Source organism: Erythrobacter fulvus, from assembly GCF_028595285.1.
Classification (GTDB): Bacteria; Pseudomonadota; Alphaproteobacteria; order Sphingomonadales; family Sphingomonadaceae; genus Erythrobacter; species Erythrobacter fulvus.
On the sequence record NZ_JAQQXQ010000006.1, the window covers coordinates 48,340 to 61,681 of the forward strand.

The window sequence follows — 13,342 nt, forward strand, 5'->3', positions numbered from 1 at the left end:
CACTACTCGCCGTGCTCGCGCCCGAAGTCGGGGCGTTCGTCGTCCTGGCCTTGTTCGATCACCGCGCGGCGGATGGTGCGGGTTCGGGTGAAGAGATCGAACAGGGTATCCCCGTCGCCCGAACGGATCGCGCGTTGGAGGGCGGTCAGATCCTCGGTGAAGCGGCCGAGCATTTCCAGCACCGCGCCTTTGTTGGTCAGGAACACGTCGCGCCACATCACCGGATCGGATGCGGCGATGCGGGTGAAATCGCGGAAGCCGCCGGCGGAATACTTGATCACCTCGCTCTGGGTGACGTCCTCCAGATCGCTCGCGGTGCCGACGATGGTGTAGGCGATAAGGTGCGGGATGTGGCTGGTGACGGCCAGCACCAGATCATGGTGCGCGGCGTCCATCAGTTCGACCTTCGAGCCGAGCTGCGTCCAGAAGTCCGAAAGCGCCGCGATCGCAGCCGGATCGGCACCATCGGGCGGCGTGATGATGCACCAGCGGCCCGCAAACAGCGTGGCAAAGCCTGCCTCCGGCCCGCTCTGCTCGGTCCCCGCAACCGGGTGGGCGGGGATGATGGTGGCCCCGGGCAGCGCCTGCGCCAGCGCCTCGGCCACGGCCTCTTTGGACGAGCCGACATCGCTGATGATCGCGTGCGGGGCGAGACCCGGCGCAATCGCCCGCGCCGCATCGCCCATCGCGCCGACGGGGACGCACAGTATCACGAGATCGGCTTCGGCGACCGCGTCTTCGGCACGCTCGCACACCTGATCCACCAGCCCGCGCGCGGCGGCCCGCTGACGCACGGAGGCATCGCGGTCCCAACCGGTGGTGGCGATGGGCAGGCCGCGCGCCTTGGTCGCCAGCCCGATCGAGCCGCCCAGCAGGCCGAGACCGATGATCGCGACGCGGGCTATCGTCATGCCGCTTCCCCGCACAGGGTCCGCAGGCAAGCGATCACGCGGGTCATGTCGTCCGACTTGCCGATGGTGATGCGAAGGCTATCCGGCAGCCCCTGCCCCGGCAGGTGACGCACCGCGTAGCCCGCCTCAGCCAGCGCTTCGAGTGCGGCGCTTGCCGATACCTCGCCCTGGAAATGGACGAGCAGGAAATTGGCCTCGCTCGGCGTGAAGGAAAGGCCGTGATTGCCCAGCGCCGCCACTGCCTCGGCCAGCCGCGCGCGCTCGGCAGCGTTGTGTTCGCGGGCGGCGGCAACGAAGGCCTGATCGCCCAGCGCGGCGAGCGCCGCCTTCTGGCCGCTGACAGTAACGTTGAACGGGCCGCGGATGCGGTTGAGAACGTCGATCAGCCCGGGCGCGCCTGTGCCCCAGCCGATGCGTTCGGCCGCGAGCCCGTAGATCTTGGAGAAAGTGCGCGTCACCAGCACGTTATCATGCGCCGCGGCGAGTTCGAAGGCGGCGGTCTGGAGGGCCGGATCGACATATTCGCCATAAGCCTCGTCCACCACCAGCAGCACGTCGGATGGAAGCCCCGCATGTAGCCGCGCGACTTCGGACGGGGGCAGGAAGGTACCGGTCGGATTGTTCGGATTGGCGAGGAACACCACCCGCGTGCGATTTGTGACGTTGGCCAGCAGCGCGTCGACATCGGTGGCAAGGTCGGTGTCGGGCGCTTCCACCGGGGTGGCTCCGCAGCGCCGCGCGGCAATGTCGTAGACCGCGAAGGAGAAGCGGCTGAACAGCACCTCGTCCCCCGGCCCGGCAAAGCCTTGCGCGGCGAGATTGAGCAATTCGTCCGAACCGGTGCCGCACACCACCCGCGCCGGATTGAGCCCGTACAGGCTTGCGATCGCTTCGCGCAGGTCGCGGGAATCCGGATCGGGATAGGTCGCTGCCTCGCTGCGGGCCGCTGCCAGCGCGGCCAGTGCTGCCGGACTTGAGCCGAGCGGGTTCTCGTTGGCCGACAGCTTGACCAGCGGCTTGCCGCTCGCCGACTTGGACTTGCCGGGCTGGTAGGCGTGGATGCCGAGGATCCAGGGCTTTGGTTGGGGCGCGTTCATGGGACAGGCGCGATAACCAGTTTGTGTCCGCGAATACAGCGCGAAAACACTGCCGATGGCCGCCGCGATTGACATGGGCGGGGGGCTCCCCCAATTCGCAGGGCCAATGAACGCCGCCCCCGCCTCTCCTGTCTACCGCATGCCGCATCCCCTGCCGCTCGACAGCGGGCAGGTGCTGGAGGGCTGCGAGATCGCCTACGAGACCTATGGCACGCTCGCACCGGACAAGAGCAACGCGGTGCTGGTGTGCCATGCGCTAACCGGCGACCAATATCTCGCCAGCCCGCACCCGATCACCGGCAAGCCGGGCTGGTGGGAGCGGATGGTCGGCCCGGGCAAACCGATCGACACCGACCGCCACTTCGTGATCTGTGCCAATGTCATCGGCAGCTGCATGGGATCGACCGGTCCGGCCAGTCCCGCGCCCGACGGTGCGCCCTATGCCATGCGCTTCCCCGTCATCACCATCCGCGACATGGTGCGGGGGCTGGTGGCGCTGCTCGACGGGCTCGGGATCGAAAGGCTGCACGCCGTGGTTGGCGGGTCGATGGGCGGCATGCAGGCGCTGAGCCTTGCCGCCAACTGGCCCGAGCGTGCGAGCCGCGTGCTGGTGATCGCATCGACCGCGCGGCACTCGGCGCAGAACATCGCCTTCCACGAAGTCGGGCGGCAAGCGATCATGGCCGATCCCGCGTGGAACGAGGGCGATTACTACGCCGCTGATGCCAAACCCGACAACGGCCTCGCTGTTGCGCGCATGGCGGCGCACATCACCTATCTTTCCGAAGCGGGGCTGACAGAGAAGTTCGGGCGCCGCTTGCAGGATCGGGACGCCAAGGGTTTCGGCTTCGATGCCGAGTTCCAGGTAGAAAGTTACCTCAGGTATCAGGGCAGCGGCTTTACCCGGCGCTTCGATGCCAACAGCTACCTCTACATCACCCGCGCGATGGATTACTTCGACATCGCCGAGGAACACGGCGGCAAGCTGGCCGATGCCTTCGCCGGCACGCAGGCACGGTTCTGCATCGTCAGCTTCGATACCGACTGGCTCTACCCCACGTCCGAAAGCCGCCACGTCGTTCACGCGCTCAATGCGGCGGGAGCGAAAGTGAGCTTCGTCGAGCTTTCCGCGCCGCACGGGCATGACAGCTTCCTGCTCGAACACGACCAGCTTGACCGGGTGGTGAAGGGGTTTGTCGAATGAGCTTGCGGCCCGATCTTGCCGCTATCGCCGCCCATGTCGCGCCGGGAAGCCGCGTGCTCGATATCGGCTGCGGCGACGGGGCGCTGATGGCCGAGCTGGAAGCCGCGAGCGGTTGCGATGCGCGCGGCATGGAGCTGGACGGCGCACTGGTCGAACGCTGCGTATCCCGCGGGCTTTCGGTGGTGCAGGGCGATGCCAATCTCGACCTTGCCGAATATCCCGACAAGGCGTTCGACTACGCGATCCTCAGCCAGACGCTCCAGACCGCGACGCGGCCCGACCTGATGCTCGACGAGCTTCTGCGCGTCGGGCGGCGGGCGTTCGTCAGCTTCCCCAACTTCGCCCATTGGCGCACCCGCGCCGCGCTGATGTTCGGCGGGCGGATGCCGGTGACGCGGGCGCTGCCGGTGAGCTGGTACGAGACGCAGAACATCCACCATGTCACCGTGGAGGACTTCCGCGATCTGGCGCGGCTGAAGGGCGCGCGGATAGAGCGCGCGTGGTTTTTCTCGAACGAAAAGCAAATCGGCGCGCCAGCAGCAAACTGGCGCGCCGAATTCGCGGTGTTTGAACTCAGTCGGTAATCAACCTGCGCGGTGCAGCATGCACAGCTTGTGGCCGTCCAGATCGAGCACATAGCCGAGGTTCAGCGTGCCCATCGCGCCGGTGCGCGGGCCCGGCGGGTCTTCGATCGACTTGCCGCCGGCTGCCACAGCCGCATCGTGGAACGCCTGCACCTGCTCCAGGCTGTCGCAGGCAAAGCCGATGGTCGAGCCGTTGGCGACGCAGGCGGGCTGGTCATTGATCGGCTGGCTGATCGCGAAGATCCCGCCATTATGGAACCAGAACGCGCGCTTGTGTCCGGTGGCGGCTTCGTTGACGTTGCCGGGGCCAGCGCCGAGCGTGGCGAGCACCGCGTCGTAGAACGCCTTGGCGGCATCGAAATTATTGGTGCCGACCATGATGTGACTGAACATGGGATTGGGTCTCCTCTCGTAGAACGCGTTGCGGATTAGGACGGATTGCCTCGCGCGGCAACGGCAATTCCGGTAGCCAGAGGTTCATCTTGCAGGGCATAGAGGGAGCCATGCTGACTTCGCTTCTTGCCCCCATTGCCGCCGTCGCTGCGCTTGCGCTTCAGGCAGCGCCTGCCGTTCCCGCACCCACACCGGAACCGATGACGCAGGAACAGCGCGCGCTGCTGCGTTGCTCTGCCGCTTTCGCGCTAGTGGCGAACGGGCAGGCAAACAGCGATCCCGAGGCGACCCGCTGGCCCGATCTGGGCACCCGCGGACGTGAATTCTTCGTGCGGACGATGGCGCAATTGATGGACCAGACCGGGCTTGATCGCGCCGGGATCAGCCGGATCGCGGAAGAACACGCCCGCACGCTGTCCGCCCGGGGCGAGGTCGGCAAGATCATGCCGTCGTGCCTTTTGATGCTTGAAGCTTCGGGCGTCTGATTACTCCCCTGTTACGGCGCGGCAGTGCTGGATTCGTCGCGCGATTTGCGGCACAGCATCAGGCCGTATGTGGCTCCTTCATCAATTCCCGCTATGCCCCTTCAGCCGCAAGATCCGGCTGCTGCTGAGCGAAAAGAACATCGCCTATGATCTGGTGCGGGAGGACCCGTGGGCGGCGTCGGACATGTTCTTCAACCTCAATCCGGCCGGGCGCACGCCGGTTATCGTCAACCGCGACAAGAACATCACCATCGCCGATAGCCGCGCGATCGCGGAATATTTCGAGGAAACGGTTGATCGCAACCCGATGATCAACGGCACCGCCACCCAGCGCGCCGAGATCCGCCGCCTGGTGGCGCTGTTCGACGAGAATTTCTACGCCGACGTGACCGCGCCGCTTTTGTCGGAACGCATGCGCAAGCGCATCCTGCGCCAGCCGCCCGATAGCGGCGCGTTGAGGAACGCGATGAAGCTTGCCCATGGCCATCTCGACTATCTCGACTGGCTGATCGACAACCGCCCATGGGTGGCGGGATCGACCATGAGCCTCGCCGATCTGGCGGCGGCGGCGCAGATTTCGGTGGCGGACTATCTCGGCGGGATCGACTGGAGCGGGCACGAACAGTCGCGCGGCTGGTATTCGGTGTTCAAGAGCCGCCCGAGCTTCCGTCCGCTGCTGACCGAGCGGATGGAGACAATCCAGCCGCCTGCGCATTATGCGCTGGTTGACGGGTGAAAATTGCGCTGCGGGTCTAGTCAGGCTTGTCGCCTTTTCTGGCGTTGCTCTGGGCCACCACCAATAGCGCAATACCGACCGTTGTCAGGCCCATAATGCTCGGCAGTGGAACATCGAGCCCGGCAAATATTCGCGCCCCCAGGATGCCGAGCGCCAGCAGGAGCATCACGATGCTGAGCGTACGGAGAACCGTCGCCGCGGTTTTGTTATCTTGCATGATATCCCTCGCTTGCTCTGCGCCCGCGATAGAGCTGTCAGACTTGCCCTGAGGTAACAAGCCGCCATATGCCGTAGGCGGCGAACTGCAAAACGAACTCCCGGGAGATGGCCATGATCGAAAAGCTTGAACTGACCGATGCCGAATGGCGCGATAAGCTTACCCCGATGCAGTATCACGTCCTGCGCGAAGCGGGGACCGAGCGGGCCTTTACCGGCGAATACGACAAGTTCTACGACGAGGGCGAATATCACTGCGCCGCCTGCGGCACCCAGCTGTTCTATTCGACCGCCAAATATAACAGCGGATGCGGCTGGCCCGCCTTTACTCGCCCCGCCGACGAGGAGGTGATCGACGAGCACCGCGACACGTCCTACGGCATGATCCGCACCGAAGTGCGCTGCGGCAAGTGCGGCGGGCATCTGGGCCATGTGTTTCCCGACGGACCGCCGGAACAGGGGGGCTTGCGTTACTGCATCAACTCCGCGGCGCTAGTCTTCACCCCGGCCGACAGCTGATCCGCCGCGCAGTGCAACCGGGGACAGCCCCGTCGCCGCCCATTCACCCGCGGTTACAACTTGCCTATGCAGGACGCGCGCGGCGCCCGAAGTTGGCGGGCACTAACGGATAGAACATCAGGCCATGTCCAGAAGGGGTGACCGGTTGCAGAACAAGGGCGCACGCGGTTCGCGCCGGGCGGCGGTGGAGCGGGCCGGAAAGCCCGCGCCGAAGCCGAAATCCGGCGGTGGCGGGGGCAAGCGGCCCTCGCGCTTCAGGCAGTGGCTGAAACGCGGCGTGATCGGCGCAGCCGGTCTGGCGGTGCTGTCGGTTATCTTCCTTGTCATTGCGGTGGCGATGGCGGCGCGCACGATCCCGAGCTATTCGACGCTCAAGGCCAACCAGCCGGGGCAGACCATCGTGGTGCGCGCGCGCGACGGGCGCGAGATCGTGGAGCTCGGTCCCAGCTTCGGCGACTGGCTCGACTACGACGAAATCCCCGAAACCATGAAGAACGCGATGGTCGCGGTCGAGGACAAGCGTTTCCATTCGCATCTGGGGGTCGATCCGGTGCGCCTCACCGGAGCCATCGTGGAAGGCCTGACCGGTTCGCGCGCGCGGCTGGGCGGCACATCGACCATCACCCAGCAGCTGGCCCGCAACCTGTTCCTCAACAACAACCGGACCTTTGACCGCAAGGCGCGCGAGGCGGTGCTGGCGATGGCGCTCGAATGGAAATTCTCCAAGGAGGAGATCCTCGAGCTTTATCTCAACAAGGTCTATTTCGGCGGCGGCGCCTACGGCATCGATTCCGCCAGCCGCAAATTCTTCAGCCACCCCGCGACCGAGCTTACCGTGGGCGAGGCGGCGATCATCGCCGGTCTGGTCAAGGCGCCGAGCCGCTATTCCCCCACCGCCGACGTGCAGGCCGCGGTCGATCGCGCCAAGGTGGTGCTGCGGCTGATGCGCGAACAGGGCTACATCTCCGCCGATCAGGCGATGGTCGATGTCGGTGCGGTGCAGCTGAAGGAGCAGGCCGGGCAGAATTCGGTGCGCTATTTCACCGACTGGGTGCTGCCGCAGCTTGATATCATCCTGCCCGAAACCTTCGAGCCGATCGAGGTGTGGACCACGATCGACATCGGGATGCAGCGCGCCGCCACTGCCGCGATCGAGGCCAATACGCCGGGCGGCGCGCAGGGGGCGCTGGTCAGCCTCGACCGTGACGGGGCGATCCTCGCGCTGGTCGGCGGCACCGATTACGTCGCCAGCAATTTCAATCGCGCCACCACCGCGATGCGCCAGCCTGGTTCGTCGTGGAAGCTGTTCGTCTATCTCGCCGCGCTTGAGGCGGGGTACACGCCCGAGGATCTGGTGGTCGATACGCCGGTGACGATCGACGGCTGGAAGCCGCGCAATTCCAACGGCAGGAATATCGGCGAGACCGACGTTCGCACCGCCTTTGCCTTTTCGATCAACACCGTTGCTGCGCAGCTCGGCAACGAGGTCGGCTTCGGCACGGTTGCCTCGATGGCCAAGCGCTTCGGCATCACCTCGCAGATTTCCACCTTCCCCTCGATGGTGCTCGGTTCCTCCGAAGTGCGGCTGATCGAGATGACCCGCGCCTTCGCCGCGATCTCGGCCAAGGGTGTGGGGGTCGAACCCTATGGCATCGCCAAGGTGACGACGGCGGGCGGAGAACTGCTTTACCAGCACAAGGAACCCCGCGACCGTCCGCTGGTGGCGGATTACGTCGTGGCCGGCATGACCGACCTGTTGCAGGCTGCGGTGCAGACCGGGACGGGGCGCGCGGCGCAGATCGGGCGGCCGGTGGCAGGCAAGACCGGCACCACCTCGTCCAACAAGGACGGCTGGTTCATCGGCTTTTCCAGCGGGGTGACCACCGGCGTGTGGATGGGCCGCGACGACGCGCGGGCGGTGCCGGGCCTGCAGGGCGGACGTGCCCCGGCGCAGGCCTTTGCCGCCTTCATGCGCTATGCTGTGAAAGATCGCCCGGTGGAGGAATTCGATACCACCGTCGAACTGCCCGAATGGCAGCTGGAACCGGACGAGGAGGCGATGTTCGGCGAGCCCGACGATTATTACTACATCGACGAACAGGGCAATCTGGTGGAGCCCGGGCGCCGCGAACCGACGCCCAGCCCCTTCGATGTCGAAAGCGAACGCCCCCGCGATGCACCGGCGGCAGCGAGCCGGGATTTCCTTGAGGAGGCCACCGGCGGCACCCTGCCGCAAGGCCAGCGCGACCCGCGTCGTCCGCAGGCCCCGCCGCCAGTGCAGGTCGTGCGGCCACAGCAGGACGAATAGGGCGGATCAGCCCGGACGCAAAAAGGGGCGCCGGATCGAACCCGGCGCCCCTTTTTTCTGGTCCCTTCGTGGGCCGGTCAGCGCAGGCGGACGGGGATGAATGCCGGCGGCTGGGTGCGGCGCTGGATGCGCAGCAGCATCGCCTCGCGTCCTTCTTCGGTTGCGGCATTGACCTGCGCCAGCAGATCCTCGACCGAACCGACCGCCTGGTAATTGGCCGACAGGATGATGTCGCCGCGACGCAGGCCCTTGCGCGCCGCGTCCGAATTCGGGTCAACCGCGCCGATCACCACGCCCTTGGTATCGGCGGGAACGCCCAGCGACCGCGCGATCTGCGCCGTCATGCCGAGCACTTGCAGACCGAGCTTTTCCTCGATCGTGCCGTCCGAGGCACCGGGCGCCATCGGCTCTTCCGCGTCGGGATCGAAGGTCTGGGTCTGTTGCTGGAGTTCGGCCTCGCTCGGGCGCTTGCCGAGGGTGACGTTGACGGCCAGCTTCTTGCCGTCGCGCAGCAGTTCCACCGGCACCTGCGCGCCGGGTTCGAGATTGGCGACGAGGAACGAGACGGTCTGTTCGCTCGACACGTCCTTGCCGTTCACCTTGGTGATGATGTCGCCGGGCTTCAGGCCGGCCTTCGCGGCCGGGCTGTCGTCCTGCACCGTCTGTACGAATTCGCCGCGGCGCTTTTCAAGGCCGAGCGAGGCGGCGAAATCCTCGTTGATCGGGGCAAGGCCAACGCCGAGATAGCCGCGCTCGATCTCGCGGCCTGCGCGCAGCTGCTCGACAATCGGAGCGGCGATTTCCGCGGGGATCGCAAAGCCGATGCCGACGCTCCCGCCCGAGGGCGAGAAGATCGCGTTGTTGATGCCGATCACATTGCCGCGCATGTCGAACAGCGGGCCGCCCGAATTGCCGCGGTTGATGCTGGCATCGGTCTGGATGTAGCGGTCATAGGCGCCGCCTTGCCCTGTATTGCGATAGACCGCCGAGATGATCCCGCTGGTCACCGTGCCGCCAAGGCCGAAGGGGTTGCCGATCGCCACCACCCAGTCGCCCACGCGCGCCGCGCTCGAATCCCCGAAGCGCACGAAGGGGAAGGCCTTGTTCGACTTGATCTTGAGCACCGCGAGATCGGACGCGGCATCAGCGCCGACCAGCTCGGCCTCGTATTCGCTGCCGTCGGGCAGGGTGACGGTGATCGATTCCAGCTTGGCGCGGGTGTCGGGCGGCGAGATCACGTGGTTGTTGGTGACCACGTAGCCGTCCGAGGAGATGATGAAGCCCGAACCCAGCGATTGCGCCTCGCGCGTCTGGGGCTGGCTGCCGCCGCGACGGCTGAACAGGTCGGCAAAGGGCGTGCCGGCGAAGGGATTGTTGCTCACTTCGATCCGCTGGCGGGTGGCGATGTTGACCACCGCGGGCTGCAACTGCGCGGTCAGATCGGCAAAGCTCGCGGGCGCACCGGCCACCGGCACCACGCGGTCCATCACCGCATCGTCGTTCTGGGCCACCTGCGCGCCGAGAGGCTGGCCAGTGATCAGCGAAACAGCGGCGCCGCCCACCAGCAGCGCGCTCGAGAGACCATAAATGTAGCGCACTTTGTTCACGTCCTCTTGGTCCTTGTCCTGTGTCAGGAATGCGCGGGCGTGCCGCTGCGTTCCTTGGTCAATCCTCGTGCGACCGCACGGGCCGCGAATGCGTTCTTGATTGAGCCTTTCGGCCATGAACCCCGATTGAACGTTTCAGGACGTTCGCCGGAGTTCATCGGCCGCTCGTCGAACGGCCTACTTCTTGCCCCGGAACTGGCGGAAATATTCGCTGTCTTCCGACAACACCATCGAGCTTTGCCCTTCGCCGGCAAGGAACGTCTGGCGATAGGACTGCATGGCGCGATAGAAGTCGTAGAATTCCGGGTCCTTGCCATAGGCATCGGCATAGATGCGCGCGGCCTCTGCCTGGGCTTCGGCCTGGATGATCTGTGCATCGCGGTTGCCCGCAGCGCGGATCGTCGCGGCTTCTTCCTGACGATCGGTTTCCATCCGGGTGAAAGCGGCGTCGAGCGGGCGGCCTTCGGGCAGGTCGGCTGCCTTGATCCGCACGTCCAGCACCTGCACGCCATATTCGCGCGCCTGCCGGTCAAGCGTGCGGGTGATGTTCGCCATCGCCGTCCCGCGTTCCGCGCTGATCAGCGAGGAGAACGGCCGCCGCCCCAGTTCCTGCCGCACCACCGAGGTGAGAATCGGCAGCAGCTGGCTTTCGAGCTGGCGTTCGTTGCCCGCCCGTTCGACCAGCTTGACCGGATCGATGATGCGAAAACGGGCATAGGCATCGACCTGCAGGCGCTGCTGGTCGTTGGAGAGCACCTGCGTGCGCTCCATATCGAGATCGCGCACGCGGCGATCGACCATCTGCACCTGTTCGACGAAGGGGATGCGGAATTCGATCCCCGCGCCGGTCTGGCCGTAAGGCACATCGGGACGGAACATGTTGAAGATACGCACCGGCTTACCCGTGCGGATCACCACCGCCTGATGGGTTTCCGGCACGATCACCACGCTGGCGAGGATGGCCACGATCAGCGCGATTACCGCCGCGGCCACCAGTTTGAAGTTCTGCATCAGCGCATTCATGGCCTTATTCTCCCTGCGGCCGCGCGGGCTGGGCCGCGCTTTGCGAGCGACGCTGCAATTCGGGCAGCGGCAGGTAGGGGGTGACGTTGCCGGATTCGATGATGGTCTTGTCGGTCTTCGACAGGATCGATTCCATGGTCTCGTAATAGAGCCGGCGGCGCGTCACTTCGGGCGCAAGGCGATATTCGGCATAGATGTTGTTGAACTCGGATGCATCACCCTGTGCACGGGCGAGCAGCTGCTGCGCCACCGCACGGGCACGGTTCATCGCGGCGTCGGCATCCTGCTGGGCCGAAGACACGTCCTTGAACGCCTCTTCCACGCGGGCTGGCGGATCGGTCTTGTTGATCTCGATCCCCTGCACGGTGATCCCCGAGCGATAGGCATCAAGCCGCGCCTGCATGCGTTCGCGCACGTTCTGTTCGATTTCGGCGCGGCCTTCGCCGGTCAGCACCGTGTCGAGGTTCTTGCGGGCGACCGCTGCGCGCATCGCCGCTTCGCCGATTTCCAGCAGCGCATTGCGCGGATCGGAAAGCTGGTACTTGTAAAGCGCAAGGTCGGAGATGTTCCAGCGGATCAGGTAGCTGAGGTCGACCAGGTTCTGGTCGGCAGTCAGGATCAGCTTTTCGGTATTGGTGCCGGGAATTTCTTCCGAACGGATCTGCGTCACGTTCTCCTTCTCGACCATCTGGATCGGCCACGGCCAAGTCGGGTTGGTACCGGAATCGAGCGTGCGCGAATATTTGCCGCCGACCCACGTCACCACCGCCTGTTCGCCGGGCTGGACGAAATGGATGCTGGTTACCGCGAGCCAGATCAGCGCCACTGCGCCGAGGATGACAGGCAGCCAGCTCTTGCCGCCGGGACGTTCGGGAAGGCGGAAGGCCGGGCCGCCCGGGCCGCCGCCGCCGGCGCGGCGCGGGCCTTCGGGGCCGCTGTTCTTGAAAATGTCCTCGATGCTGGCCGAGCGACGCTTGCCCGGTTCGCCGCCACTCGGCAGCCACGGGTTGCGCGGGCCATCCCCTTGGCCGGCATCGCCGCGATCACCCGACGGGGTATCCTCGCCGGGCTCATCGCCCTTGCCGCTACCACCCCAGGGGTTCTTCTTGCCAGCCATGGCAAGGCCTTGTGCGGCCAGGCCAAGACGTTCTCTCCAACCGTCCGTTCTTTGCATAAGCCCGTTATAGGCACGCATCTTGGCGAAAAACAGGGGTTGGCTGACGGAATTTGATGGTAGAGGCGCAAGTCCCATGATCAAACCTTACGATACCGACCGTCAGCCGGATGCGGAGGAAGCGCTGATTCGCGGCGCCCTCAGCCCTGAAATGAACCACCGCGTCCGCTCTGCAAGGATCATTGCGCGGCGCGCGGTGATCGTGGCCGAGGCGGGCGACCTGTCTTCCGAAGGCCGCGCCGGGCTGGAAGCGGACATCACCGCCGCGCTCTCGCAGCTGCCCGAAGTGGACGAAGTGCGCGTTGCCCTGACCGGGGAGCGTCGCCGCCGCCGCCTGATCGCGGTGGGCAGCGGCAAGGGCGGGGTCGGCAAGTCCACGCTCACCACCAATCTTGCGGTCGCGCTGGCGAAGCTGGGCCGCCGCGTCGGGGTGATCGATGGCGATATCTACGGCCCCTCCCAGCCCAAGCTGCTGAAGACCGAAGGGCAAAAGCCCGCCGCCACGCCTGAGGGCGACATGCTGGTGGCGATCGACAGCCCTTATGGCGTCAAGGTGCTGTCGATGGGGCACATCGTCGCGCCCGGCAAGGCGCTGGCATGGCGCGGTCCGATGACCGGCAAGGCGCTCTCGCAGCTAATCGATGCCGACTGGGGCGATACCGATCTGCTGCTGGTTGATCTGCCGCCGGGCACGGGCGACGTGCAATTATCGATGCTATCGGCGCACAAGCCCGACGGTGCGGTGCTGGTTTCGACCCCGCAGGATCTTGCATTGATCGACGCCGCGCGCGCCGGCCAGCTGTTCGAGCAGGGCGAGGTGCCGATCATCGGGCTGGTTGAGAACATGGCGGGTTATGCCTGCCCGCATTGCGGCGAGGTGAGCGATCCGTTCGGCACCGGCGGCGTGGAGAAATTCGCCGCCGCGCTCGACATTCCTTTCCTTGGCCGGGTGCCGCTGACGCTCGCGACCCGCATGGCGGGCGATCGGGGCGAGCCGCCGGCTGCGGGCGACGACGAGACGGCACAGCCTTTCGTGGCGATTGCCGAACGCCTTGCGCGCTGGCTCGATACCGGGAAGCTGTAGG

General features: G+C 65.9%; 14 protein-coding genes. 7 read left to right on the forward strand and 7 right to left on the reverse strand.

Annotated elements, in window-relative coordinates:
• Window positions 1-2: 2 nt before the first annotated feature.
• Window positions 3-911: a prephenate/arogenate dehydrogenase family protein gene (locus OIK40_RS08985; protein ID WP_273677955.1), complete on the reverse strand. Its 909-nt coding sequence runs from the start codon at window positions 909-911 to the stop codon at window positions 3-5.
• Window positions 908-2,008: a histidinol-phosphate transaminase gene (hisC, locus tag OIK40_RS08990; protein WP_273677957.1), complete on the reverse strand. Its 1,101-nt coding sequence runs from the start codon at window positions 2,006-2,008 to the stop codon at window positions 908-910. The genes OIK40_RS08985 and hisC overlap by 4 nt, the downstream gene beginning before the upstream one ends.
• A 106-nt stretch (window positions 2,009-2,114) precedes the next feature.
• Between hisC and metX the strand changes: the two genes are divergently transcribed.
• The gene (metX, locus tag OIK40_RS08995; RefSeq protein WP_273677959.1) at window positions 2,115-3,212 is read left to right on the forward strand and encodes a homoserine O-acetyltransferase MetX; all 1,098 of its coding nucleotides are present in this window, start codon (window positions 2,115-2,117) and stop codon (window positions 3,210-3,212) included.
• Window positions 3,209-3,796: a methionine biosynthesis protein MetW gene (gene metW, locus OIK40_RS09000; protein ID WP_273677961.1), complete on the forward strand. Its 588-nt coding sequence runs from the start codon at window positions 3,209-3,211 to the stop codon at window positions 3,794-3,796. The genes metX and metW overlap by 4 nt, the downstream gene beginning before the upstream one ends.
• Here metW and OIK40_RS09005 read toward each other — a convergent pair whose 3' ends face one another.
• The gene (locus tag OIK40_RS09005) at window positions 3,797-4,189 is read right to left on the reverse strand and encodes a VOC family protein (protein WP_273677963.1); all 393 of its coding nucleotides are present in this window, start codon (window positions 4,187-4,189) and stop codon (window positions 3,797-3,799) included.
• A 110-nt stretch (window positions 4,190-4,299) separates the two neighbouring features.
• On the opposite strand from OIK40_RS09005, the gene OIK40_RS09010 reads away from it, so the two are divergent.
• Both OIK40_RS09010 and OIK40_RS09015 read left to right on the forward strand, forming a co-directional pair.
• On the forward strand, window positions 4,300-4,674 hold the full coding sequence (locus OIK40_RS09010; protein WP_273677964.1) for a hypothetical protein: 375 nt from the start codon (window positions 4,300-4,302) through the stop codon (window positions 4,672-4,674).
• A 67-nt stretch (window positions 4,675-4,741) separates the two neighbouring features.
• Window positions 4,742-5,410 (forward strand): glutathione S-transferase family protein, encoded by a 669-nt coding sequence (locus tag OIK40_RS09015; RefSeq protein WP_273677965.1) that lies wholly within the window; start codon window positions 4,742-4,744, stop codon window positions 5,408-5,410.
• Window positions 5,411-5,426: 16 nt separating this feature from the next.
• Here OIK40_RS09015 and OIK40_RS09020 read toward each other — a convergent pair whose 3' ends face one another.
• Window positions 5,427-5,627 (reverse strand): hypothetical protein, encoded by a 201-nt coding sequence (locus OIK40_RS09020; protein WP_273677966.1) that lies wholly within the window; start codon window positions 5,625-5,627, stop codon window positions 5,427-5,429.
• Between the two features lie 113 nt (window positions 5,628-5,740).
• On the opposite strand from OIK40_RS09020, the gene msrB reads away from it, so the two are divergent.
• Together msrB and OIK40_RS09030 are read left to right on the forward strand one after the other, a co-directional pair.
• Window positions 5,741-6,145 (forward strand): peptide-methionine (R)-S-oxide reductase MsrB, encoded by a 405-nt coding sequence (gene msrB, locus OIK40_RS09025; protein WP_273677967.1) that lies wholly within the window; start codon window positions 5,741-5,743, stop codon window positions 6,143-6,145.
• A gap of 124 nt (window positions 6,146-6,269) precedes the next feature.
• Complete coding sequence (locus tag OIK40_RS09030; protein WP_273677968.1) at window positions 6,270-8,453, forward strand: transglycosylase domain-containing protein; 2,184 nt, start codon at window positions 6,270-6,272, stop codon at window positions 8,451-8,453.
• A 77-nt stretch (window positions 8,454-8,530) separates the two neighbouring features.
• Here OIK40_RS09030 and OIK40_RS09035 read toward each other — a convergent pair whose 3' ends face one another.
• The 3 genes from OIK40_RS09035 to hflK all read right to left on the reverse strand — a co-directional run bounded on the left by OIK40_RS09035 (window position 8,531) and on the right by hflK (window position 12,200).
• Entirely contained in the window at window positions 8,531-10,060 is a 1,530-nt protein-coding gene (locus OIK40_RS09035; protein ID WP_273677969.1) for a Do family serine endopeptidase, read from the reverse strand.
• Window positions 10,061-10,237: 177 nt separating this feature from the next.
• Complete coding sequence (hflC, locus tag OIK40_RS09040; RefSeq protein ID WP_273677970.1) at window positions 10,238-11,083, reverse strand: protease modulator HflC; 846 nt, start codon at window positions 11,081-11,083, stop codon at window positions 10,238-10,240.
• A 4-nt stretch (window positions 11,084-11,087) separates the two neighbouring features.
• Window positions 11,088-12,200: a protease modulator HflK gene (hflK, locus tag OIK40_RS09045; RefSeq protein WP_273677971.1), complete on the reverse strand. Its 1,113-nt coding sequence runs from the start codon at window positions 12,198-12,200 to the stop codon at window positions 11,088-11,090.
• A gap of 133 nt (window positions 12,201-12,333) precedes the next feature.
• Here hflK and OIK40_RS09050 point away from each other — a divergent pair, with 133 nt between their 5' ends.
• Window positions 12,334-13,341, forward strand: coding sequence for an Mrp/NBP35 family ATP-binding protein (locus tag OIK40_RS09050; RefSeq protein WP_273677972.1), 1,008 nt, complete (start codon window positions 12,334-12,336; stop codon window positions 13,339-13,341).
• The last annotated feature ends 1 nt before the right edge of the window (window position 13,342 follow it).